The sequence below is a fragment of the Methylocystis parvus genome, assembly GCF_049675845.1.
Taxonomy (GTDB): domain Bacteria; phylum Pseudomonadota; class Alphaproteobacteria; order Rhizobiales; family Beijerinckiaceae; genus Methylocystis; species Methylocystis parvus_A.
Genome location: NZ_CP187161.1, coordinates 3,524,560 through 3,547,449 on the forward strand (window position 1 = coordinate 3,524,560; position 22,890 = coordinate 3,547,449).

General features: G+C 65.2%; 24 protein-coding genes. 12 read left to right on the forward strand and 12 right to left on the reverse strand.

The window, feature by feature from the left end:
- Nucleotides 1-109 precede the first annotated feature (109 nt).
- The 3 genes from ACPFMJ_RS18210 to ACPFMJ_RS18220 all read left to right on the forward strand — a co-directional run bounded on the left by ACPFMJ_RS18210 (nucleotide 110) and on the right by ACPFMJ_RS18220 (nucleotide 4,445).
- Complete coding sequence (locus ACPFMJ_RS18210; RefSeq protein WP_424361308.1) at nucleotides 110-2,371, forward strand: TonB-dependent receptor; 2,262 nt, start codon at nucleotides 110-112, stop codon at nucleotides 2,369-2,371.
- 104 nt (nucleotides 2,372-2,475) lie between these two features.
- On the forward strand, nucleotides 2,476-2,601 hold the full coding sequence (ykgO, locus tag ACPFMJ_RS18215) for a type B 50S ribosomal protein L36 (RefSeq protein ID WP_016919880.1): 126 nt from the start codon (nucleotides 2,476-2,478) through the stop codon (nucleotides 2,599-2,601).
- A gap of 260 nt (nucleotides 2,602-2,861) precedes the next feature.
- Nucleotides 2,862-4,445, forward strand: coding sequence for a hypothetical protein (locus ACPFMJ_RS18220; RefSeq protein WP_424361309.1), 1,584 nt, complete (start codon nucleotides 2,862-2,864; stop codon nucleotides 4,443-4,445).
- On the opposite strand, the gene ACPFMJ_RS18225 is transcribed toward ACPFMJ_RS18220, so the two are convergent.
- Complete coding sequence (locus ACPFMJ_RS18225) at nucleotides 4,424-5,353, reverse strand: histone deacetylase family protein (RefSeq protein WP_424361310.1); 930 nt, start codon at nucleotides 5,351-5,353, stop codon at nucleotides 4,424-4,426. The genes ACPFMJ_RS18220 and ACPFMJ_RS18225 overlap by 22 nt on opposite strands.
- Nucleotides 5,354-5,611: 258 nt before the next feature.
- On the opposite strand from ACPFMJ_RS18225, the gene ACPFMJ_RS18230 reads away from it, so the two are divergent.
- The 3 genes from ACPFMJ_RS18230 (at nucleotide 5,612) to ACPFMJ_RS18240 (ending at nucleotide 6,815) form a co-directional block, all read left to right on the forward strand.
- Nucleotides 5,612-6,220, forward strand: a complete 609-nt coding sequence (locus ACPFMJ_RS18230; RefSeq protein ID WP_424361311.1) for a L,D-transpeptidase — start codon at nucleotides 5,612-5,614, stop codon at nucleotides 6,218-6,220.
- 170 nt (nucleotides 6,221-6,390) lie between these two features.
- A complete protein-coding gene (locus ACPFMJ_RS18235) occupies nucleotides 6,391-6,534 on the forward strand; it encodes a hypothetical protein (RefSeq protein ID WP_424361312.1) in 144 nt (47 codons plus the stop codon).
- Between the two features lie 149 nt (nucleotides 6,535-6,683).
- Nucleotides 6,684-6,815, forward strand: a complete 132-nt coding sequence (locus ACPFMJ_RS18240; RefSeq protein WP_424361313.1) for a hypothetical protein — start codon at nucleotides 6,684-6,686, stop codon at nucleotides 6,813-6,815.
- A gap of 6 nt (nucleotides 6,816-6,821) precedes the next feature.
- On the opposite strand, the gene ACPFMJ_RS18245 is transcribed toward ACPFMJ_RS18240, so the two are convergent.
- The 5 genes from ACPFMJ_RS18245 to ACPFMJ_RS18265 form a co-directional block, all read right to left on the reverse strand.
- Nucleotides 6,822-7,409 (reverse strand): hypothetical protein, encoded by a 588-nt coding sequence (locus tag ACPFMJ_RS18245; RefSeq protein ID WP_424361314.1) that lies wholly within the window; start codon nucleotides 7,407-7,409, stop codon nucleotides 6,822-6,824.
- An 89-nt stretch (nucleotides 7,410-7,498) separates the two neighbouring features.
- Nucleotides 7,499-8,911, reverse strand: coding sequence for a dihydrolipoyl dehydrogenase (gene lpdA / locus ACPFMJ_RS18250; RefSeq protein WP_424361315.1), 1,413 nt, complete (start codon nucleotides 8,909-8,911; stop codon nucleotides 7,499-7,501).
- A gap of 65 nt (nucleotides 8,912-8,976) precedes the next feature.
- Nucleotides 8,977-9,405 (reverse strand): anthrone oxygenase family protein, encoded by a 429-nt coding sequence (locus tag ACPFMJ_RS18255; RefSeq protein WP_424361316.1) that lies wholly within the window; start codon nucleotides 9,403-9,405, stop codon nucleotides 8,977-8,979.
- A 166-nt stretch (nucleotides 9,406-9,571) separates the two neighbouring features.
- On the reverse strand, nucleotides 9,572-10,105 hold the full coding sequence (locus tag ACPFMJ_RS18260) for a GSCFA domain-containing protein (RefSeq protein WP_424363914.1): 534 nt from the start codon (nucleotides 10,103-10,105) through the stop codon (nucleotides 9,572-9,574).
- Nucleotides 10,102-10,638: a GSCFA domain-containing protein gene (locus ACPFMJ_RS18265; protein WP_424361317.1), complete on the reverse strand. Its 537-nt coding sequence runs from the start codon at nucleotides 10,636-10,638 to the stop codon at nucleotides 10,102-10,104. The genes ACPFMJ_RS18260 and ACPFMJ_RS18265 overlap by 4 nt, the downstream gene beginning before the upstream one ends.
- Nucleotides 10,639-10,801: 163 nt before the next feature.
- Here ACPFMJ_RS18265 and ACPFMJ_RS18270 point away from each other — a divergent pair, with 163 nt between their 5' ends.
- Complete coding sequence (locus ACPFMJ_RS18270; RefSeq protein ID WP_424361318.1) at nucleotides 10,802-11,830, forward strand: WcbI family polysaccharide biosynthesis putative acetyltransferase; 1,029 nt, start codon at nucleotides 10,802-10,804, stop codon at nucleotides 11,828-11,830.
- A 134-nt stretch (nucleotides 11,831-11,964) separates the two neighbouring features.
- Here the strand turns inward: ACPFMJ_RS18270 and ACPFMJ_RS18275 are convergent, their stop codons facing one another.
- From ACPFMJ_RS18275 to ACPFMJ_RS18285, 3 genes are all read right to left on the reverse strand, one after another.
- A complete protein-coding gene (locus ACPFMJ_RS18275; protein ID WP_424361319.1) occupies nucleotides 11,965-13,302 on the reverse strand; it encodes a polyhydroxyalkanoate depolymerase in 1,338 nt (445 codons plus the stop codon).
- Between the two features lie 166 nt (nucleotides 13,303-13,468).
- Entirely contained in the window at nucleotides 13,469-14,425 is a 957-nt protein-coding gene (gene cbiB / locus ACPFMJ_RS18280) for an adenosylcobinamide-phosphate synthase CbiB (RefSeq protein WP_424361320.1), read from the reverse strand.
- A 109-nt stretch (nucleotides 14,426-14,534) separates the two neighbouring features.
- Nucleotides 14,535-15,095: a YbhB/YbcL family Raf kinase inhibitor-like protein gene (locus ACPFMJ_RS18285; protein ID WP_424361321.1), complete on the reverse strand. Its 561-nt coding sequence runs from the start codon at nucleotides 15,093-15,095 to the stop codon at nucleotides 14,535-14,537.
- An 83-nt stretch (nucleotides 15,096-15,178) separates the two neighbouring features.
- On the opposite strand from ACPFMJ_RS18285, the gene ACPFMJ_RS18290 reads away from it, so the two are divergent.
- Nucleotides 15,179-16,291 carry a cobalt-precorrin-5B (C(1))-methyltransferase gene (locus ACPFMJ_RS18290; RefSeq protein WP_424361322.1) on the forward strand — a complete coding sequence of 371 codons (1,113 nt, stop codon included), beginning with the start codon at nucleotides 15,179-15,181 and terminating at the stop codon, nucleotides 16,289-16,291.
- A 102-nt stretch (nucleotides 16,292-16,393) separates the two neighbouring features.
- Nucleotides 16,394-16,909: a bifunctional adenosylcobinamide kinase/adenosylcobinamide-phosphate guanylyltransferase gene (gene cobU / locus ACPFMJ_RS18295; protein ID WP_424361323.1), complete on the forward strand. Its 516-nt coding sequence runs from the start codon at nucleotides 16,394-16,396 to the stop codon at nucleotides 16,907-16,909.
- 124 nt (nucleotides 16,910-17,033) lie between these two features.
- On the opposite strand, the gene ACPFMJ_RS18300 is transcribed toward cobU, so the two are convergent.
- Nucleotides 17,034-18,332 (reverse strand): O-acetylhomoserine aminocarboxypropyltransferase/cysteine synthase family protein, encoded by a 1,299-nt coding sequence (locus ACPFMJ_RS18300; RefSeq protein ID WP_424361324.1) that lies wholly within the window; start codon nucleotides 18,330-18,332, stop codon nucleotides 17,034-17,036.
- A 132-nt stretch (nucleotides 18,333-18,464) separates the two neighbouring features.
- On the opposite strand from ACPFMJ_RS18300, the gene ACPFMJ_RS18305 reads away from it, so the two are divergent.
- Entirely contained in the window at nucleotides 18,465-18,878 is a 414-nt protein-coding gene (locus tag ACPFMJ_RS18305) for a hypothetical protein (RefSeq protein WP_424361325.1), read from the forward strand.
- A 10-nt stretch (nucleotides 18,879-18,888) separates the two neighbouring features.
- Here ACPFMJ_RS18305 and ACPFMJ_RS18310 read toward each other — a convergent pair whose 3' ends face one another.
- Nucleotides 18,889-21,027 (reverse strand): S9 family peptidase, encoded by a 2,139-nt coding sequence (locus ACPFMJ_RS18310; protein WP_424361326.1) that lies wholly within the window; start codon nucleotides 21,025-21,027, stop codon nucleotides 18,889-18,891.
- Nucleotides 21,028-21,163: 136 nt separating this feature from the next.
- Here ACPFMJ_RS18310 and ACPFMJ_RS18315 point away from each other — a divergent pair, with 136 nt between their 5' ends.
- Nucleotides 21,164-21,343: a hypothetical protein gene (locus ACPFMJ_RS18315; RefSeq protein ID WP_424361327.1), complete on the forward strand. Its 180-nt coding sequence runs from the start codon at nucleotides 21,164-21,166 to the stop codon at nucleotides 21,341-21,343.
- Between the two features lie 158 nt (nucleotides 21,344-21,501).
- On the forward strand, nucleotides 21,502-21,795 hold the full coding sequence (locus tag ACPFMJ_RS18320) for a PsiF family protein (RefSeq protein WP_424361328.1): 294 nt from the start codon (nucleotides 21,502-21,504) through the stop codon (nucleotides 21,793-21,795).
- Between the two features lie 73 nt (nucleotides 21,796-21,868).
- On the opposite strand, the gene ACPFMJ_RS18325 is transcribed toward ACPFMJ_RS18320, so the two are convergent.
- The gene (locus ACPFMJ_RS18325; RefSeq protein ID WP_424361329.1) at nucleotides 21,869-22,879 is read right to left on the reverse strand and encodes a polyprenyl synthetase family protein; all 1,011 of its coding nucleotides are present in this window, start codon (nucleotides 22,877-22,879) and stop codon (nucleotides 21,869-21,871) included.
- Nucleotides 22,880-22,890 lie beyond the last annotated feature (11 nt).

The window sequence follows — 22,890 nt, forward strand, 5'->3', positions numbered from 1 at the left end:
AGGCCGACGCCGGGGACGGCGGCGAGCCTTCGAGAGATGCGGGCGCTTGACCGAGCGTTGGCATGTAATGTTATAACGTGATTGTTATAACATTACATATGGCGGCGGAATGGGACAGGCAGGCTTTCTCAATGCGCTCGGTTGGGCGACCTCCAGTCTCGTTTTCGCTTGCGCGATCTTTCCCGGCCCGGCGGCCGCGCAACAGTCTTTGCCGCCGATCGACGTTGGCGGCGCGCATCGCCCCCGTCCGTCGCAGGTTTCGCGGCCCGTGGCGCAGGCGCGCGCCCCTTCGCGGGCTGCGGCGCCCGTCGCGGCTGGGGCGCGCCCGAGTCAGGCTTCGGTTCCCGAGGCGACGCCGCGTGGCGTTCTGCCGATCGCTCCGGACGCGCTGGTCGTCGTCGACAAGGAGGAACTGCGCCGCCTGCCGGGCGCGACCCTGGGCGACGTCCTTTTCTCTAAGCCGGGCGTAACAGGCTCGAGCTACGCGCCTGGCGCGGCGAGCCGCCCCATCGTGCGCGGCCTCGACAATTACCGCGTGCGCATTCAGGAGAACGGCCTCGGGGCCAGCGGCGTCTCGGAGCTTGGCGAGGACCATGGCGTTCCGCTCGATCCGCTGGGCGCCAACCAGATCGAGGTCCTGCGCGGCCCCGCCACGCTGCGCTGGGGTCCGGCCGCCTCGGGCGGCGTCGTGAGCGTCTCCAACAACCGCATTCCCGAGAAGCCGCCCTGCGACGAGCCGGCGCGCTTCCGGGAGCAGGGCTGCGCCCGGCTCGAAACCCGCGCCGCCGTCTCGACGGTCGACAACGGCCTTGAAAACGCGACGCTGCTAGACGCCGGGCGCGGGAATGTCCTCGTCCACGCCGACGTCACGGGGAGGCGCGCTAGCGACTATCGCATCCCCGGCTATCCCTATCTTTTCCCGCCTGACCCGCCGCCGCCGGTCGATGGGCGCCAGCCCAATTCGGCAGCGCGGATGGGCGCCGCCTCGCTCGGCGCGACCTACCTTCTCGACCAGGGCCATGTCGGCGTCTCGGTCACGCAATTCTGGAGCCTGTACCACATTCCGGGCGCCGAACCGGCCGCCGCCAATACCCGCATCGACATGCGTCAGACGCGCATCGCCGCCAAGGGCGAAGTCCGCCCGCCCTCGGAAGCCATCGAAACGATCCGCTTCTGGGCCGGGCTATCGGATTACCAGCACAACGAATTGGGGAATGAGGGCGGCTATGACGGCGTCCAGCAGACCTTCCTCGACAAGTCGCTCGAAACCCGGTTCGAGGCGCAATTGCGGCCTGTCGCGACGCCGATCGGCGCGCTCAAGACCTCCGTCGGCGTGCAGGGCTTCCACCAATCGCTTTCCGCCGCCGGGATCGACGGCGGGCTGTTCGATCCCAACCGAACCAAATCCGTCGCTGGATTTCTCTTCAACGAGCTGAGTTTGGCCGACGGATTGCGCGCGCAGGCGGCGGCGCGCGTCGAACGCGTCAACATCGCGGGCGCCATTCCGGACTTCGCCGCGAATCCGGATATCTCGCTGCGGAGGGGGCGCGATTTCACGCCGGTCAGCGGCGCGGCCGCGCTGCTGCAGGACCTGCCCGGGGGCCTGACCGCGAGCCTCAATGCGCAATATATCCAGCGCGCCCCGCGCGCCCCGGAGCTTTTCTCGCGCGGCCCGCACGACGCGACGGGCACCTTCGACGTCGGCAATCCCAATCTCGCGATGGAGACGGCCAAGACAGTCGAACTGGGCCTGCGCCGCGCAGCCGGGCCGTTCCGTTTCGAGGCGAACGTCTATTACACGCGCTTCGACGGCTTCATTTTCCGCGATCTGACGGGCGAAATCTGCGAGGCGAGCTTTTCGAGCTGCACGCCCATCGGAGAGGGAGGCGATCTCGCTCAGGCGCTCTACGCCCAGCGCAACGCGGTTTTCCGCGGCGGGGAGTTTCAGAGCCAGATCGACGCGGCGCCTCTGGCGGGGGGCACGCTCGGCGTCGAAAACCAATTCGACGTCGTGCGGGCGAGTTTCGCGAGCGGCGGCAATGTCCCGCGCATCCCGCCCGTGCGGCTCGGGGGCGGCTTGTTCTGGCGCGACGCCAATTGGCTGGCGCGCATCAACCTTCTCCACGCCTTCGCGCAGAACGCTATCGCCGCGACGGGCGAGACGCCGACGAAAGGCTATGACCTGCTCAAGGCGGAGCTGAGCTACCGCATTGTCTTCCCGAAGGATTCGCCGCTCGGCCGGGAGATGACAGTCGGCGTCGTCGGGAATAACCTCCTCAATCAGGACATCCGCAACAGCGTGTCCTACCGCAAGAACGAGGTCCTCCTGCCGGGGACGAATTTGCGGTTTTTCGTCAATGTCCTCTTTTAAATGGGCGGTTTCGACTTGATTGGGGGCCCGAAATTTGGCATATGCCCGGCCAACGAGGCGCTGGGCGTTATCCCGGCCAGTGTTGTATTGCCGAGGATAGAGCGATGAAAGTCCGCAACTCTCTGAAATCCCTCCGTGCGCGCCACCGCGACAACCAGATCGTCCGTCGCAAGGGCCGCGTTTACGTGATCAACAAGACCCAGAAGCGCTACAAGGCCCGCCAGGGCTAAGGCGCTTTTGCAAAGCATATAGCTTTGCCGTAATAAGAAAGCCGCGGGCCTTGGGCGTCGCGGCTTTTTTATTGTCCGAAAGTCGTACGTACTTCTACGTAGCTTCTAGTCCTTTTGGAGCGGTTCAAAGCATCGGTCTAGCCGAAAGGCCGAATCCCGCAGTCTCCGCTTTCCTGAATATCCTCAGCTCGAGAGAGAAAAATCTCTGGAGTGCTGGTTCGCGTCCGCCTTTACGCGCCGGCTGAACGGGAAGGCTTGTAATGACCGATCTTATGCACGCGGCTGCTCACGAAACCTCGAATGTCGCCTATGAGCGCCCGCCCCAATGGTCTGGACGCGTCCCTGCGGAGATGCTGCGGTCGGAGCCGCTCCCCGAATGGACGCTCGACCAGATCGGCGCGGAAAACGAGGAGATCAAGAACCGCTGCATCGACCTCGTCCAGAAGATCGAGGAGCTGACGCGGGTCAAGGAGAGCTTCGTCGAGATCTCCAACTGGGTCGGCCATATCCTCTCCGCTCGCGAGGAGACGAACGCCGCGCTCGTGGAGCGCGGCATGATGATCGCGATGATCGAGGGCTCGCTCGCCGACCTCAAGGAAGAGAACCGCACTCTTTACGAGGGCCGCGAGGAGGCCCGCGCCGAGGGCAGCCTGCTCGCCTCCGAGAATGAGAGGCTGCGGGTCATCATCCATCTCAATGAAGGCCGTATCGAAAAGCTCGAAGCCGAGCTGCGCGAAGCGCAGGATGTCGGCGCGTCCTTCCACGACGCCTATGAGGCCGAGCGCGCCCAGTCCTATCATCTGCGCGGCGAACTCGAGGATCTGCAGGCCGTCGTCGCCAATAACGACGCGATGATCACGGAACTGCAGCGCGACCTCGCGGCGTCGCGCGACGAAGCCGTTTTCCTTCGTCAGCGCGGGGAGACCTTGCAGGGGGCGCTCACGGAATCGCAGGCGGAAGCCGGGAGGCTTCAGGGCGAACTGTCGCAGAGCCAGATCCATTCGGGCGATCTCGCCGGTAAGATTCGCGAGCTCGAGTTGGCGCTGGCGGCGGAGCGCAGCCAGGTCGCCAAGCTCGAGGAAGCGGTCGCCGCCAATCATGCGGACCATCAGAATGCGCAGACGGCGTGGCGCAACGAGAAGGATGAGGATCGCCGCCAGATCACGGAACTGGAGACGAAGCTTCAGGAGCAGACCTCCCGCGCCCAGACGGCCGACAGCCTTCTTGTCGAGATTCGCGGCGAATTGCAGGAGAAATCCGACCAGTGCCGCCTCGGCGAGCGTCAGGCGGCGGAGCTGGAGCAGAAGCTCCTGCGTCTCTCCGAGCACGCCGAATCGCTGGCTTCCGACTCCGCTCAGGTGAAGGAGAAGCTGGAGGCGCGCGACCGGGCTCACGCCCGGCTGAGCAAGCGCGCGCGGGCGCTGGTCCGGGCCATGCGCGATCTCTCGTCCCGGCTGGAAAAGTCCGAGCAGAAGGCGACGCTCGTGGGCGAACGCCTCAACGCCGAGAGCGGCCGCTTCGCCGAGCAGAAGGCGCAGCTCGAGCAGGCGATCCACGATCTGACGGAGCAGCTCGAAAAGGAGCGCGCCGGCGGCCAGGTGACGGCCGGCGCCCTGGAGGCCGCGCGCCAGCGTCTGCAACAGCGTGAGGAGGAGTTGCGGCTGCTGCAGCGCGACGAAGAACAGGCCCGTCAGGAGACCGTCAAAGCGGCGGCCGAGACCCCCAAGGCGACGGAGAGCGCCAAGGTGATCGACATTCTGGCGCGCGCCGAAAAGGCGAATCTCGCCGCGGAGGTTGCGGAGCGGACAGCCGCGCCGCCGGTTCAGGCGCCCATCAGCGCCTGAATGTGAGCGGAGACGCTGCGGCTCAGACCTTCCAGATCGTATCCGCCCTCGAGAAGCGAGACGATCCTGCCGCGGCATTTCTTGTCGGCCACGTCCATCAGGCGCTTGGTCGCCTCCGCAAAATCCCGCTCGGTGAGCCGCAGGCCGCCGAGCGGGTCGCGTTCATGGGCGTCGAAGCCGGCCGAGACGAGGATGAGGTCAGGCGAAAAATCCCGCAGCCGCGGCAGGATGCGGTCGACAAGCGCCTCCTGGAAGGCGTCGCCTGTCGAGCCTGCGAGGAGCGGCGCATTGACGATCGTGTCGTGCGCGCCGGTCTCATTGTAGCCGCCCGTGCCGGGATAAAAGGGCGCCTGATGGGTGGAGCAGAACATCACGCTGTCGTCCGACCAGAAAATGTCCTGCGTCCCGTTGCCGTGATGCACGTCGAAATCGAGGATGGCGACGCGCTCCGCGCCGTGGACCGCCTGCGCATGCCGCGCGGCGACGGCGACATTGTTGACGAAGCAAAATCCCATCGGGTTACGCGCCCCGGCATGGTGTCCGGGCGGGCGAGCGGCGACGAAGGCCGTATCGGCGGCGCCGGTCATGACTTCGTCCACCGCCGCAACGGCGCCGCCCGCCGCGCGCCAGATGGCTTCGATCGTCTTGGGGCACATGACGGTGTCGCTGTCGAGCGCGGCGTAGCCTTCGCGGGGCTGCGCCTGTTCGAGCGCCGACAGATAGCCCTGCGGATGCACGCGTAGCAGCGCATCGAGCGGCGCGCGCGGCGCCGACAGCCGGATGAGCGACTGGAAGCGCTCCGCTTCGAGGCCGCGTTCGATCGCGCGCAGGCGGTCGGGCTGCTCGGGATGTCCCGGGCCCATCTCGTGATCGAGACCGCTTGCATGCGTGAAAAGGAGGGTTTTCACCGAATCGCCGCTTCGTCGGCCGCTTGTCGCAGCCTGCGTATCATTTCCGCCGTTTTTCGCCCATGTCTATGAAAAATGGAAGACGTCAAGCGCCCCTCGCGCGTAACGCCGGGATTTCTCGCGTCGGGGCTCCGTGGCGCCCTGGCAACACATAGGGAATATTGGCCCTTGCGTGACGCTGAGGCGGATTGTCTCGGGCAAGTTCGTGGTAAGCCTTCCCTTGAGAACCCGGTCCTGCGGCGGAAAGGAGCGTTTGAAATGAATTCGAGGCTTTTGTTGATTGCGGCGCTTTCGGCCCTCGCTCTTTCGGGCTGCTACAGCGGAACGCCCCTGCCGGATCCCAAGCTTTCCGGCCGCGACGCGGAATTCATGGCGCTCGCGCCCAAGGCGCAGATCTCGGCGGAGTTCGACCGCTACCTCGTCGATTACCGGACGGACGAGCCCGTCGGCACCATCGTCGTCGATAGCAAGGCGCATCTGCTTTACTACGTCATGCCGGGCAACAAGGCCGTCCGCTACGGCGTCGCCACGGGCCAGGACGCGATGGGCTGGACCGGCCGCGCCTATGTCGGCGCGATGCAGGAATGGCCACGCTGGATTCCGCCGAAGGACATGCTGGAGCGCTGGCCGCATCTGCAGCCGACCGCCGACGCCGGCGGCCTGCCGGGCGGCCCGGACAATCCGCTCGGTTCGCGCGCCCTTTATCTCTATCAGAACGGCAAGGACTCGCTCTATCGCATCCATGGCACCAATGAGCCGGAGAAGATCGGTCAGGGCGTCTCCTCGGGCTGCATCCGCATGCGCGACATCGACGCGATCGACCTCTACAACCGCGTGAAGGTCGGCACCAAGGTCGTGGTCATCTAAGCCTTTCAAGCTGCATATTTTGGCGAGCCCCTCTCCCTCATCGGGAGAGGGGCTTTTGTTTTTGCGCCCTTGATTTCCCTGTGTGCGCCGTCGCACCGCGCCCCGCATCCCCGCCGCCTAATGTCGCGACAGTCGCCGACGGGGCGACGCAGACAAGAGGGGAGGCTCACATGAAACAGACGGCGGGCATTGGCGTTTTCTTCGCGGTGACGATGATTCTCGCGATGGAGCTGGCGGGCGCCGGCGCGTCGCTCGCGGCGGGCGCGCAGCCCGATGCGAGCGATCTCTGCTACGGCTATTCGCTCTGCCGCTGAGGAAACTTTGCCGTTTCGTCGGAACGCGTGCGTTCGATCGGCGTTAAACACGCGAGCGGCGGTCTGGCCGCGTGGCGAGCAATCGTCCGGAGATCCTTTTTATTGAAAGCGCACGCTTATTTCGAGGCGCGACAAGGCGGGAGGAAACGATGAGCAAATCCGCTTTAATCGGCTTGATCGGTTTCCTGCTGGCGGCGAGTTTCGCCAGCGCGTCGTCCTATTTCAAATCCGCCGCCGAGGCGGAACAGGATTTCTGCTTCGGCTACGCCATCTGCGAGTGAGGCCTATCAGGTCTCGCGCCTTGGGCGGGCAAGTTCACGCAGCCGCGCAATGCGGCGCGAAAAGTCTCCGCCGTCCTTGCCGATGACGCCTTCCGCATAGGCGCGCAATGCGCGGCCGAGTTCGGCGAGGCGGGCCTTATAGGGCTTCACCAGCATGGACGCCCAGGCGCGCACGTCGAGGACGAGCGAATAGAAGCGCCCGAACCACTGCATTTCCAGAAGCTTGTCACGGCAGATGTCGAAGAGGAAAGCCTCGACGCCGAGCGTGAGCGCCTTCACCGCGAAGATGAAGACGACGCCGGTCAGGAAATGCCCATGCGCCAGAATTGCGAGCGCGGCCACCTTCAGCGGCAGGACGCCGATCATGGGCACGGCGAAAAGGGCGAGGGTCATCTGAGGCGAGAGCCGCGACACGAGGCCTTCGAGCCAGGCTTCCAGCCGCTCGAGGCCGAGCGCCTTTTCCAACGCGCGCAGCCATTCCTTCACATTGTCCCACAGCCAGCTCTCGATCAGGAAGATGAGCGCGAGCGTGAACCAGAAGGCGCGGGCGAGGCGAGCCTTAACGCGGTCGATCAGCGCGGTTCCCTGTTCCATTCGAGCGTTCCTTGGCGCGAGAGAGCCTCGGAAGGATGTAAGCGCTCCACCCCGCAAACCAAGGCCCTGGCCGCCGCGAGGGCGAGGGCTCAGATGTGGATCGCCCGCTTGGCGACGGCGAGCGCCGCCTCCTTCATGGCTTCCGACATGGTCGGATGGGCGTGGCAGGTGCGCGCGAGATCCTCGGAAGAGCCCGAGAATTCCATCAGCACGGCGGCCTCCGCGATGAGTTCGCCCGCGCCCGCGCCGAGAATATGCACGCCGAGCACGCGGTCGGTCTTGGCGTCGGCGATGAACTTCACGAAGCCTTCCGTCTCGCGCATGGAGCGCGCGCGGCCATTGGCGGTGAAGGGGAACTTGCCGATGGCGACGTCGAGGCCCTTCGCCTTCGCTTCGTCCTCGGTGATCCCGACGGAAGCGACTTCCGGCGAGGTGTAAACGACGCCGGGAATGACGTTGTAGTTCACATGGCCCGCCTGTCCGGCGAGGATTTCGGCGACGGCGACGCCTTCGTCTTCCGCCTTGTGGGCGAGCATCGGTCCCCGCACCACGTCTCCAATCGCGTAAACGCCCGGGACGTTGGTCGCGAAATGGTCGTCGATGATCACCCGCCCGCGCTCCAGCGCGACGCCCGCCTCTTCGAGCCCCAGCCCCTTCGTGTAGGGAATGCGCCCGGTCGCGATGAGCACGACGTCGGCCGCGATCTTGTCGGAGGTCGCGCCGTCGACGGAGGAATAGGAGACGACGACGCCGCCGCCCTCGCGGGCGACGCCCGTGACCTTCGAAGAGAGCTTGAAGGCGAAGCCCTGTTTTTCGAGGACCTTCTGGAAGCGCGTCGCGATTTCGAGGTCGAAGCCGGGCAGGACGCGGTCGAGATATTCGATCGCCGTCACCTCTGCGCCCAGGCGCCGCCAGACCGAGCCGAGCTCCAGGCCGATGACGCCCGCGCCGATCACGACGAGCTTCTGCGGGACTTTCTCCAAAGCCAGCGCGCCGGTCGAGGAGACGACGGTCTTCTCGTCGATCGGGATTTCGGCGCCGGACGAATCGCGCAAGGGCGCGACCGCGGAGCCGGTGGCGATGACGATGTTCTTCGTCTCGATGGACTGCACGGCCCCGTCGGCGCCGGCCACTTCCACCTTGCCGGGGCCGGCGAGCCGCCCGACGCCTCGAAAACCGTCGACCTTGTTCTTCTTGAAGAGGAAGGCGACGCCGTTGACGTTGGCGCCGACCGTGTCGGCCTTGTGCTTCATCATCGCCGCAAGATCGAGCTTCGGCGCATCGACGATCACGCCGAGCGGCGCGAGGCCGTGGCCGGCCTCGTCGAACATGTGAGAAGCGTGCAGCAGCGCCTTGGAGGGAATGCAGCCCACATTCAGGCAGGTGCCGCCATAGGTCGCGTCCTTCTCGACAATGGCGGTCTTCAAGCCTAGTTGCGCGGCGCGGATCGCACAGACATAGCCGCCCGGTCCGCTGCCAATCACCACGAGATCATAAATCATGAATGCCGCTCTTCAAGAATGGCGCCGCGCTGCGGCAGGCGATCCTGCTTTGGAAGTAGCGTGGCCTAGCCCGCCGCCCAGACGAAGATCGCAATGGCCAGAACGCCGATCCCCGTCAGACCGATTTCCAGCTTGCCCCACAAATCGATCACCTGGCGCGCCTCATGCGCGGCGTCGGCGCCGATAAGGCCGAGGATGCGATTATTGAGCGGCACGATCGCCAGATAGGTGTAGGGCCATGTCGCGAGCATGACGAGCGCGCCAAAGAGCCAGCGAATGTCCCCGAGCTCGCGATAGGCGATGAAGCCGAATAAAGCGGCAATCGCCGCCAATCCGGCAAGCACGATGAATCCGCGATGGTCCGAGGGCTCCCACTCCTTGATGAGCGCGTCGTCGCCCAGGGCGAGCCGCGCCGGCTGCTCGACATAATTCACGTAAAGAGAGGCGCCGGTGAAAGCGCCGGCGGCGGCGAGAGCAAGCGAGCCGATGATCATTTCTATTTCCTATGAGTGAAACTCTTCCGCTCTCCCAGATGGGGAGAGAGTCAGGGCGCAGGCAAAGACATCACATCGTGCCGAGGGGTTGCTTGCGGGGGAACGCGACATGATGTCGTCACGCGCTCTGCGCCCCTCGCCCCAACCCCGTAAACGGGGCGGGGACTTACGCGGATTCGATCGCTTCCTCGTCGCAGACGATGCGCGCGCTCGTTTCCGCCTCGGCGGCGACGTCCACTTTCAGCGCCTTGATCGCCTCTTCCTCTCGCGCCTTGTCGGTGAAGTGGTCGAAGAACATCTTCATCGTACGGTCGATGCCGTGCGGGTTGATGCGCCGCGTATCGTCGCGATAGAAGCGCCCAGCATTCGGCGAGACGTTCACGAGGTCGTATGACGGGAAGTAAGCGATGTTCGGCCTCGCGCGCGTGACTTCGTCGGCGGCGGCGCGCAGGATCGACTTCACGGCGGTGTTGGACACGACGACGTGGCGGTCCTCATAAGTCGCGATGATGCCGACCGGCGACACGCTCAGCACGATGCGGACCTTCGGATTGATCTCGCGGATCTGGTCCACGGCGGCCAGGAAGTCGCGCACGACCTCGCTCACGGTCATGTTGTAGAATTCGTAGACGTTGTCGTCCCACGTCGCCGCCGGCGACGCCGGGCGCGAGCTGCAGGATCGCGCCGTCCGGCTTCTTATGACGCCAGGTCTCCGTGGCCGAAGGTGAAGACGAACACGTCCATCGTCTCGATCATGTGGCGCACGGCGGCGAGATGCTTCTCGCGATCCGCGCGCATCTCCTCGACCGTCTCATAGCCCTCGGGCTCGATGCGCGGGCGGAAAGGATCGACGAAACGACCGTCTTCGGGCCTGTTCCAGTAGTCGAGCGACGGCTTATACTTGCCATAGGCGCGCTCGACGAGCTGACGAAACTGCGCCGTGGTGTACATATTGCCGTAGCGGCAGGAATACATGGAGTAGTTGCGGCGCAGCGCCTCGGCGGCGGACATGCCCTCCGGCGGCTTCTCGGCGAGATAATAGGTGTAGCCGCTCGTCTGAAGACGGTGCGCGATTTCCTGCGCGAAGCAGCTTCCGGCCGTCGCCACCCGGTCCTCGCGCGCGATCTTGAAGGGCGTCGAGATGAGCGGATCGATGGCGAAAGGGGGCAGTCCCGTCACAGCCTTGCGCCAGAAACGATGGTCGGGTAGGGAGCTATAGGGGTTGTCCGCCAAGGGCAAACTCCTCGTCGATTCGAATCGATCGTCGCAAACGGACTTCTAAAGCGCTCTTTGCGCGCCGTCGCTTGTGTGCGGACCATAGACGCGGCGCCGCCGCTTGTCACCAGCCCGAGGCCGGAAGACATGTCGCGCCGCCGCCAAACCGGTGAATGACCGTATGTTTTCCCAGATCGACAAGCAGATTTTGAAGTCTTGGCGCCAGTATGCGGTCGAACCGCGTCTCGCCAGGCTCACCGGCCGCATCCTGCGCAACACCGGCCCACGGATCGCGGTGCTCGGCAACTGCCAGGCTTTCGGTCTCGCTTATGCGATGAAGGTGATGGATCCGAGCGCCACAGTCGACCACTTTTCGGCGATCGGCCGCTCGCGCGTCGCCACGATGGACATGCTGGTCAAGACGCTCGACACATACGACTACGTCTTCACCCATGACTTCCTCGAAGGCCATCTGCGCGGCGGGGGCGACTCGGAAGAGCTGCTGCGCCGCCTTCCAGGGAAGGCGACGAAGACGCCGGCAGTGACCTTCGCGGCCTTCCATCCCGACCTCATCTACATCCAGGACAAGTCCGAGCCGCTGCACGGCTTCATCTTCGGCCCGCTCGGCCCCTATCATTCCGCCATCGCGCTTTTTTGCTATCGCGCGGGCCTCTCGCTGGAAGAAACGCGCGCGGCCTTCAACGAGAACGTCTTCCAGACGCTCGGCTATCTCGATATGTGGAACGAGGTCGCGACGGGCTTCATCGAGAACGCCAGGCTCTATGGCGTCGATCTTTCGACCGACCTCATGAACTGGTCGCGGCGCGGCGTCTTCATGTACAGCATCGTGCATCCGAAGAGTTTCGTGCTCTTCGACATCGCGCGCCGCATGCTCGAGAAGGTCGACGCAAATCCCCATCGAGAACGAGAATTTCGACGACTACGAAATTCACGATCTGGCGCGCGCCGAGATTTTCCCGGTCTATCCGGCGGTCGCCAAGGTCTTCGGCGCGCAGGGCGGCTATCTGTTCAAATTGCAGAACCACCATCTCGCCCATTCGGTGGGCGACTTCCTGACGCTCCCGCAATATCTCGAATCGTCCTTCAAGACTTTCGAGAAGACGGGCGCGGAGCATCTCGCCAATCCGCGCGTCGACGCCTGGCTCGCCAACGAGAGCACGAAGAATTTCGTGATCAAGCTCGCGCGTGAGAATTTGAAGGCGGGGCTGGCGCCGACGGTGTGAACTGCAGGCCGAACTCGAGAGTCGTGATTGACGCCCCTCGTGCTTCGAGACGCCTGCTTTGCAGGCTCCTCAGCATGAGGGGCTTCTGAATCCGCGGGGATCACGAAGGCCCCATCCTGAGGAGCGCGATCGCCTCGACGCGGAAGAGGCGCGAGAACTCTTCACAGATGTCGCGCGCGCCCTTACGCCTCCGCCGCTCCACCTCGTGCGTGAACGACACGATGCGCGGCGCGATGTCCCTGCGGAAGCGCGAGCCGTTGAAGACGCCGTAATGGCCGACGCCTTCCTGCAGGTGATGCGCCTTGCGCGCATCGGGAATGCCCGCGCAGAGTTCCTGCGCGGCAAGCGTCTGGCCGACGCCGGAAATGTCGTCCTTTTCGCCTTCGACCGTCAGCAGCGCCGTGCGGCGGATCTTCTTCAGGTCGATCAATTCGCCGCGATGGCGCAGAAGGCCGAGCGGCACTTCGTGCTTGATGAAGACGCGCTCGACCGTCTGCAGGTAGAACTCGGCGGTCAGATCCATCACCGCGAGATATTCGTCGTAGAAATCGCGATGCTTTTCGGCCGAATCGCCGTCGCCTTCGATCAGATGGTTGAACATCTCCATATGCGCCGTCACATGGCGCTCGATGTTCATGGCCATGAAGCCCGAAAGCTGCAGGAAGCCGGGATAGACGTCGCGCCCCATGCCGGCGTGCGGGAAGGGCACGGTATGGATGCAGTGGCGGCGGAACCACTCGATCCCGCGCTTCTCGGCGAGCTTGTTCACAGCCGTCGGATTGACGCGCGTGTCGATCGGGCCGCCCATGAGGATCATGGAGTCCGGAACGTCGGGATCGTCGGCCGCGTCCATCGCCGCGATGGCGCAGATCAGCGGCACCGAGGCCTGGCAAACGCCGAGCGTATGGACGGGGAGGCCGTCCTGCGCGAGATGGCGCATCATCTCTTCGAGATAATCGATGTAGTCGTCGAGATCGAAGGAGCCTTCGATCACCGGCACGGTGCGGGCGTCCACCCAGTCGGTGATGTAGACGTCGTGGCTCGGCAGAAACGCCTCGACGGTTCCGCGCAGCAGCGTGGCGTAATGGCCGGACATGGGGGCGACGATGAGAAGCTTCGACTGCCTCGGCGCCTCGCCCTCGAACATCCGCTTGAAATGCAGCAGCCCGCAGAAGGGCTTCATCCAGACATGCTCTTCGAGGACTTCGACCTCGACGCCGTCCACGGTCGTCGTGTTGAGGCCGAAGGCGGGCTTGCCGTAGCGGCGCGTCATGCGCTCGAAGAGTTCGGCGGACGCGGCGATGCTGCGGCCGAGCGAGGTGTGATAGAGCGGGTTGAGCGGGCTCTTGATCGTGTGCAGCAAGGCGTCCGTGGCCGCGCGCGCGGGGGCGAAGGCCAAATGCAGCATTTCGTATACGTGGTACGACATACGATCCATATTCACGCTTCTCCCGCCACCCCTACGCTGCCGCCATGTTGCGCTGCACAATTCCCTCCTAAAATATTAGATTTCTAGAAAAATGAAAGGGCAAGCTCTACCCCGTCCAAGGGTAACGCTTTTCTGGCGACGCGGATGGCGCCCCGGAACCCGCCTGGAAAACAAGCTATCTAACGCTAAAAAGCGCAGCGGCCAGCACAATAAGCCAAAGCCCGGCGGCCGCGCATCTGTAAATTTTCAGTGCGCTCGCAATATCCGCCTGCGTCGCGTCCCGCCGCCCTGTTCCCAGCGTCGCGCCCTCCACTTCCATCCCGTGATAGGCGCGCGGCCCGCCCAGCGCGAGGCCCAGCGCGCCGGCCATCGCCGCCTCGGGCCAACCGGCGTTGGGGGAAGCGTGCTTGCCGGCGTCTCTTCGCGCGGTTTCATAAGCCTCTCGCGCCGGGGCGCCGATCGCCCAGGCGGCGGCGACGATCAGGCCCGCCGTCACGCGGGCAGGGACGAGGTTGAGAAGGTCGTCGCAGCGCGCGGCCGCCCAGCCGAATGCGAGATGCCGCTCGGATTTGTGGCCGATCATGCTGTCGGCCGTGTTGACCGCCTTATAGAGCAGCGCGCCTGGCAGGCCGAAGACTGCCAGGAAAAGCGCCGGCGCGACGACACCATCCGAAAAATTTTCGGCGAGACTCTCGATCGCCGCGCGGGCGACGCCCGGCCCATCCAGCAGCGTCACGTCGCGACCGACGATCTTTCCCACTTCGCGCCGGCCGTCGTCGAGCGAAAGGGAGAGCGCCCGCGCCACGGCGGCGACATGGTCGTTCAGGCTTTTCTGCGCGATGAGCGATGAAGAGAGAAGCCCGAGGATCGCCCAGCCATAGGGGAGGGCGCTGGCGAGGGCTTCGATGAGCATCCCCGCGACGAGCGCGATCACGGCGAGCGCGATCAGGGCCGCGCCCCCCTTGGCGCGCCTCATCGCGAAGGAATCCCGTTCGAGATTGAGGCGCTTGTCCAGCGCCGCGATCAGCGCGCCGATCCAGGTGACCGGATGGCCGATGCGGGCGAAGAGCCAGTCCGGATAGCCGGCGACGGCTTCGATGGCGAGGGCAAAAAGGGCGACAGTGAACGACATTGCCACTCGCCGTCACTGCGAGGAGCGAATGCGACGAAGCAATCCGGAGACCGCCAGCGCGGCTCTGGATTGCTTCGCGCCGCTCGCGATGACGGTCGCGGGCGTCAACTCATTTCCGCCCGAACAGCCCCGTGATCGACGCCTTGGCGAGCGCATTGGCGTTGATGGTGAAGCCGGCGATGGCGGTGCGGCCATGGGCGGCGTCGCCGAGCTTGTCGACCTTCAGCGCGTAAACGGTGAAGACATAGCGATGCGGCTTGCCGGGCGGCGGGCAGGGGCCGCCATAGGATTTGTCGCCGAAATCGTTTTCGAGCTGATGCGCGCCGGCGGGCAAGTTCTTGCCCGAGGCGGCGCCGGCGTCTTGTTTGAGGGAGCGCACGTCCGGCGGGATATCGACCACGAGCCAATGCCAGAAGCCCGCGCCGCCCGTCGGCGCGTCCGGGTCGTGGGCCAGCACGGCGAAGCTCTTCGTGCCGGCCGGCGGCTCGCTCCAGCTCAGCTCCGGCGAGAGATTGCCGCCCGTGCAGCCGAATGAATCATAGACATGCTTCATGTCGATGGTCTTGCCCTCGGCGATGTCGGGGCTCTTCAGCTCGAAAGCCTGCGCGCCGCCGGCGTCGGCCGCCGCGAAGGCCGCAAGGGCGAAGAAGGACGAAAGGCTGCGCTTCATGGGCCAAGCTCCTTATGTTTGAAAATCGCGTCCCTTGTAGCGGATCGTTGGGCGCGTGTCGCGTCGGGTGCTAAAGGAGTTTCATGACACAAGCGCCCAAAGATCGACCGCTGCGTCGAGGCTGGACCACCGGCGCCTGCGCCACCGCCGCGACGCGGGCGGCCTTTGAGGCGCTCGTTACGGGCGCTGCGCCGCCTGATCCCGTGGAGATTGCGCTGCCCTCCGGCAAGCGCGTCGCCTTCGCGCTTGCGGAGTTCGCGCGCGGCGAGGATGACGCCCGCGCCGCGATTGTGAAAGACGCCGGCGACGATCCCGACGTGACGCATGGCGCGCTGATCCGCGCGACCGTGCGCCGCGCGGCGCCGGGGGCGGGCGTGATCTTCAAGGCGGGCGAGGGCGTCGGCACGATCACGCGCCCCGGCCTGCCGCTGCCGCCGGGCGAACCCGCCATCAATCCCGTGCCGCGCGCGATGATGAGGCAGACGATCGAGGAAGCGGCGCAAAGGCTAGGCGTCGGCGCGGACGCCGAGATCGAGATTTCCATTCCCCATGGCGAGGAGATGGCGAAACACACGCTCAATGGCCGTCTCGGCATTGTCGGCGGTCTCTCCGTTCTCGGCACGACGGGAATCGTCACGCCCTTCTCCTGCGCCGCCTGGATCGACAGCATTCATCGCGGCGTGGACGTCGCGCGCGCGAGCGGGTTGGCGCATGTCGCGGGGACGACGGGTTCGACGTCGGAAGCCGCGGTGCGAGACCTCTACGATCTCCCGGAAGCGGCGCTGATCGAGATGGGCGATTTCGTCGGCGGCTTTCTCAAATATCTGCGCGCGCATCCCGTCGAGCGCGTGACGATCGGCGGCGGCTTCGCCAAGATGACGAAACTTGCGCAGGGGCGGCTCGATCTGCATTCGGGGCGCTCAAGCGTCGACCTTGCGCAATTGGGCGACACCGCGCGCCGCGCCGGCGCCGATGAGGAGACAGTCTTCCGCGTGAAGCACGCCAACAGCGCGCTCGACGCGCTGTTGATCGCGCGCGCGGAAGGCGTCGATCTCGCGGCGCCTGTCGCGCGCGGGGCTTGGGAGACGGCGGCGAAGGCGCTCGGCTCTGCTGATGTTTTGCTGGAGGTGATCGTCTTCGACAGGGAAGGGCGCTTGCTCGCGCAAACGCCTTTCGGAAAGGCCGGCGATGCTTAGGCTTCAAGCACCCTTGCGAGGCGCGCAAGCGACGAAGCAATCCAGAGCCGCGCTGGCCGACGCTGGATTGCACTGCTTCGCTCGCAATGACGAGGGAGCGCCATGACCGAAAACCCGCATCTCACTTTCGTCCTCGGCGGCGCGCGGTCGGGCAAGAGCGCTTATGCGGAAAGCCTCGTCATGACGCATCCCGGCCCGTGGTATTACATCGCCACGGCGCAGGCTTTCGACGATGAAATGCGCGAACGCATCGCGACCCATCAGGCGCGGCGCGGCGGCGACTGGCGCACCATCGAGGCGCCGCAGCTTTTGCCCGAGGCTGTGCGCAACGCGCCGGCGGACGCGCCGCTGATGATCGATTGCCTCGCCATCTGGCTCTCGAACAGAATGTTCGCCGAGGCAGATCTTGTCGCGGATCGCGCGGCGCTCATCGCAGCCTTGTCGTCGCGCGCGGCGCCAACGGTCGTCGTGTCGCCGGAAGTGGGCCTGTCGATCGTCCCCGAAAACGCGCTCGCCCGCGCCTTTCGCGACGCCGCCGGCCTGTTGCATCAGGACGTCGCGAAGATCGCCGCGCATGTGGCGCTGGTGGTGGCGGGCTATCCGGTGAAGGTGAAGTGACCTGCCGCGCCCCCTCCCCAACCCTCCCCCGCTTCGCGGGAGAGGGAGTAGGGCGCGGCTTTCATCAAGACTGCTGATCGTGAGCGTCCCCTCCCGCTTTGCGGGGGAGGGACAGGGAGGGGGCCTACGCCCCCGCCGCTTTCAACCCCTTCTCGAGATCGGCGACGATGTCGTCGATATGCTCCAGACCGATGCACAGGCGCACATAGCCGGGCGTGACGCCGCTCGCGAGCTGCGCTTCTTGCGAAAGCTGCGAATGCGTCGTCGTCGCGGGATGGATGGCGAGGCTGCGCGCGTCGCCGATATTGGCGACGTGGTAGAACATCTCCAGCGCGTCGATAAAGCGGCGGCCCGCTTCCGCGCCGCCCTTCAGCTCGAAGCCGAGCAGCGCGCCATAGCCGCCCTTCAGATATTTATCCGCGCGCTTCTTCGCTTCGCCGGTTTGCAGCGAGGGATAGATCACCCTGGAAATTTCGCTGCGGCTTGCGAGAAATTCCGCGGCCTTCTGCGCATTGGCGACATGGCGCTCCATGCGCAGCGTCACGGTCTCGATGCCCTGCAGCGTCAGGAAGGCGTTGAAGGGCGAGGGCGCGGAGCCGAGGTCGCGCAGCAGCGTCGTCCGCGCCTTGATGATATAGGCGATGGGGCCGAGCGGCTTCACCGCCTCCACCCACACGGCGCCGTGATAGCTCGGATCGGGCGTCGTCAGCGCGGGCTGGCGGGCGGGGAATTTCTCCCAGTCGAAATTACCGCCGTCGATGATGGCCCCGCCGATCGACGTGCCGTGGCCGCCGATATATTTCGTCGTGGAATAGACGACGATCGCCGCGCCGTGGTCGAGCGGACGCGCGATGATCGGCGCCGCCGTGTTGTCGACGATGAGCGGGATGCCGTATTCGCGGCCGATCGCCGCGATCTCGGCGATGGGGAGAACCGCGAGCTTCGGATTGGGCAGCGTCTCGCCATAATAAGCGCGCGTGCGGTCGTCCGTCGCGCGGCGGAAATTTTCGGGGTCCGAAGGATCGACGAAGCGCACTTCGATCCCTTGGTCCTTCAGCGTATTGGCGAAGAGATTCCAGGTGCCGCCATAAAGGTCGGTGGAGGAGACGACATTGTCTCCGACCTTGGCGAGGTTCTGAAGCGCGAAGGCCGAGGCCGCCTGGCCGGAGGAAAGCGCGAGCGCCGCGACGCCGCCTTCGAGCGCGGCGAGGCGCTGCTCGAGCACGTCGGTCGTGGGATTGCCGATGCGCGTATAGATCGGCCCGAGCTCTTTCAGCGCGAAGAGATTGGCGGCGTGCTCGGTGTCGCGAAACTGATAGGAAGTCGTTTGATAAATCGGAACGGCGACGGCGCCGGTCGCGGGGTCCGCGCGCCAGCCCGCATGAAGCGCAAGGGTTTCGGCGTGTTTCGTATCAATAGCCATGACCGTTTCCTCCCGCCAAGGTGAGTAAACGAAAAGCGGACGCGAGGCGATATTTTCTTGCCGGCGGGGAGCCTGCTCCCATCTAGCCCCTTCATGCATCGCTTTTGGGGGCGTGGGCAGGGAGTCACCGTCATGAAGAAGCTTCTCGTGATCAGCGCGCTTTTGTCGGCGGGCGCCTTTACGCCGGCCCTGGCGCAGCAGGCGCAGGATCAGGGCGATCCCAATCCGCCCGCCATTCAGGGGCAGCCGCGCCGCGACATCAAGCCGGCGATGAATGACGAGACCGGGCAGCCGCCTTCGCCGACGATGGGCAAGCAGGCCGAGGCGGGCGACACGTCGGGGCCCGCCGCCGGCAGCAATGTGAACCCGCCGACAGTCGTTCAGAAAGAGAACCCGGCGGCGATGCAAAACGCTTCGCCGACGGGCCTCGCCGGGCCGAGCGGCACGGCCGCAGGTTCGCCGGGGATCGAGGCGAAACGCGGCACGCAGGCCGGCAGGGAGTGGCTGCCGCCGGAGGAGCTTCAGCGCAGGAAGCCGTCCATGTGAGGCAGCGGATCTACGCTTCGCGAGTCGCCTCCGCGCGACTCGCGCATGCAATCGCGAAGGCGTATTCCAGCGCCGTATCCGCCAGCGCTTCGAAGCGCCCCGACGCGCCGCCATGCCCCGCGCCCATATGGGTATGCAGCAGCACGGGGCCGCCGCCCGTCATGGTCGCCCGCAGCTTCGCGACCCATTTCAGCGGCTCCCAATAGGTCACGCGCGGATCGGTCACGCCCGCAATGGAGAGAATGGGCGGATAGTTCTGTGCGCTAACATTGTCGTAGGGCGAATAGGACGCGATGCGGTCATAGACTTCGGCGCTTTCGATCGGATTGCCCCATTCGAGCCATTCCGGCGGCGTGAGCGGCAGGTCGTCGCGCAGCATGGTGTTGAGCACGTCGACAAACGGCACGCCCGCGATGACGCCTGCGAAAAGCTGCGGCGCTTCATTGAGGATGGCGCCCATCAACATGCCGCCGGCCGAAGCGCCTTGCGCCACAATGGCGCCTTCACGCGTATAGCCCACCGCGATCAGATGACGCGCGCAGGCGATGAAGTCCGAGAAAGTGTTCGTCTTCTTTTCGAGCTTACCGGTCTCGTACCAGTTCCATCCCTTGTCGGTTCCGCCGCGCACATGGGCGAGCGCATAGACGAAGCCGCGATCGACGAGCGAAAGCGCGTCTTCGTCGAAATCGGCGGCGAGCGAATGGCCATAGGCGCCGTAGCCATAGAGCAGCAGCGGCGCGCCGTCGCCGCCCGGCGCGAAATCCGCGCGATGCAGCAGCGTGATCGGCACGCGTTCGCCATCGGCGGCCGTCGCATGGAGGCGGCGCGTCACGTAGTTTTTCGGATCGTGGCCGGAAGGAATCTCCTGACGCTTGCGCAGGATGCGGCTGTGCGCCGCCATATCGTAATCATAGGTCTCGTCGGGCGTCGTCATGGAGGCATAGACGAAGCGCAGCGTCGTCGAGTCGAATTCGAGACCGGGGTCGAGCCCAAGCGCATAGGCTTCTTCGGCGAATGAAATCGCATGGTCCTCATTCGTCGCAAGATCGCGCATGACGATGCTCGGCAGCGAATCCTCGCGCACGACCCAGACGAGGAAGCGCGCATAAACCGTGAAGGTGACGATCATCGCGCCTGCGCGATGCGGAACGACGTCCCGCCAATTGGCGCGTTCGGGCGCGGCGAGCGGCGCGACGGAAATGCGGAAGTCGTCGGCGCCGCCCGCATTGTTGTGAATGTAGAGAAGATCGCCATGAGGCTCGACGTCGTAGCGCAGCTTCGCTTCGCGCGGCGTGACGAGACGCGGGGCGGCTTGCGGGTCCGAGAGATCGACGAGCCAGCATTCGGAGGCGTCATGGCCGCGTATGGTTACAATGGCGAAGCGGCGGCAGCGGCTCTCTTCGAGGCCGACAAACCAGGCGCCGTCTTTCTCCTCGACGATCAGCCGGTCGGTCGAAGGATCGGCGCCGATCTCGTGACGAAAGACCTGCGCGGTGCGGTGGTTTTCGTCCATGCGCACATAATAGAAGGCGGACGAATCCGCGCTCCAGACGATGCTGCCGTCCGTGTCCGTCACGATGTCGGGGCGGTCGACGCCGTCCGTCAGTGAGCGCGTGCGAATGGCGTAGAGCTCCGAGCCCTTATCGTCGACGCTCCAGGCGAGTTGCGCATGATCCGGTGAATGCGCGGTGTCGCCAATGTCGAAGAAATCATGTCCCTTCGCCAGCGCCTCGCCGTCGAGCAGCACGGTCTCCGGCCCGCCGTCGCGCGGCGTGCGGCAATAGATCGGATGTTCGGCGCCCTCGCGAAAGCGGCCGTAATAGGCGAAGGGCCCGTCCTTGTCGGGCACGTCCGCGTCGTCCTCCTTGATGCGGCCGCGCAGCTCCTTCACGAGCGTCTTGCGCAGATCTTTCAGCGGCGCGACGACCTTGGCGCAATAATCGTTTTCCGCCTTCACCAGCGCGGCGATGTCTTTTGGCAGCGTCCTGGGGTCACGCAGAACGTCTCGCCAGTTGTCGGCGGCGAGCCAGGCGTAAGGGTCGTCCAAAACCCGGCCATGGGCGATCTTTTGCGTCGGACGCCGCTGCGCGACGGGCGGCGCGGCCGTCAGATCAAATTGCGCGCTTTGGTTTTTCTTCGGCTCAGCCATTTTTCGTCCTTATGCGCTTGCGCCCGCCGCCAACGCGTCTTGCGCTGCAAAATGCGAGATCCTCGCAAGCTCTCGGCAAGATTTTAGCCGTTAGCCTTAAAGCCTGAGAGACCAGTTTTACGAGCGGGAATTCGCCATGACCTACATCAATATCAACGCCAAGCCCGCGCAGCGGCGCGGCTTCCGGACTCCCGACGCTCGCTGCCAAGCCATCGAGACCCCAGGCGTCATGCCGGCCCATATCTTCCTGCGCCTCTTCCTGTCGGCCTTCGCCGCGATCCTCCTGGTCCATTTCTGGAAGCACGGCGGTCGGTAAGGAGCGTTTCAGGACGTCTCTTTCAGGAAAAGCTTGGGCTTTCCAAGACATTTTCTTAGAAATGTCATAATCTCCGCGCCGGCCGCGTTCGAGTAGCGTCTGGCCGAGGGAGAGTAGCGAAGCCGCGCGGCCGGCTTCCATAACGACAAAGAGACGTCATGTTGAAGAACATCAAGATTCTTTCCGCGGCCGGCGCCTGCGCCGCGCTGCTCATGGGCGCTTCCGCCTATGCGGAGACCGTCTGGAAGCCGCCGGCGGAGATCGCCCAGAAGGCCGCGACCGATGGCGCCGCCGCCCCGGCTCCGGCTGGCGACGCCGCCGCGCCCGCCGCGAATTCCGCCGCTCCGGCCTCCAAGGCCGACAAGGAAAAGAGCTGCAACGAGCAGGCTGTCGCCAAGGGCCTCAAGGGCAAGGCGAAGAAGCAGTTCAAGGCCGACTGTGTGAAGGCCTGATCGGTCGAACAATGAAAACGCCGGCCTGAGCGACGCTCGGCCGGCGTTTTCTTTTGCGCCTCGGCGGGCGGCGTCAGTAGACGCGCTCGATGCAGAAATCCACCACTTCGAGCAGCGCGGCCTTCCAGGGCGAGGCCGGGAAAATCTCCATCGCGTCGCGCGCGATGGCGCCGTAGTGGGCGGCGCGTTCGATCGTGTCGTCGAGCGCCTTGTGCTTCTTCATCAGGCCGCAGGCGGTCTCGACGTCGCCTTCGTTGATTTCGCCCTTTTCGAGCGTGCGACGCCAGAACTCGCGCTCCTTGTCGTTGCCGCGGCGGAAAGCCAGCACGACGGGCAGGGTGATCTTGCCCTCGCGGAAGTCGTCGCCGACATTCTTGCCGAGCTTGGCCGAGGAGCCGCCATAATCCAGCGCGTCGTCGATCAGCTGGAAGGCGATGCCGAGATTCATTCCGTAGCTGCGGGCGGCGGCTTCGTCCGCCTTGGGCTTGCCCGAGAGCATGACGCCGACTTCGGCGGCCGCTGCGAAAAGCTCCGCCGTCTTGCGGCGGATGACCGCCATATAGGCGTCCTCGGTCGTGGTCGTGTCCTTGGCCGCGTTGAGCTGGAGGATCTCGCCCTCTGCGATCACGGCGGCGGCCTGCGACACGACGGTGAGCGGCGGGACCATGCCCGGCTCGACCATCATCTTGAAGGCGTGGCCGAGCAGGAAGTCGCCGACGAGCACGCAGGTCTGGTTGCCCCAGAGCATGCGGGCCGCGATCTTGCCGCGGCGCATGTCGGATTCGTCCACGACGTCGTCATGAAGCAGCGTGGCCGTGTGCATGAATTCGATGCCGGCCGCGAATTTCAGATGGCCGTCGCCCTTGTAGCCGCACATGCCGGCCGTCGCGAGCACCAGCATGGGGCGCAGGCGCTTGCCGCCAGCCGAGATCAGGTGGTTCGCGACCTCGGGGATCGTCGTGACGTCCGAGCCGGTGCGCTGGATGATGAGCTGATTGGTGCGCTCGAGGTCCGGGCGGATCAGTTCGAGAAGGCTGTCGAGGCCCGCAGCTTTCTTCTCTTCGAGCGGAATAACGATACCCACGGACCCCCCTA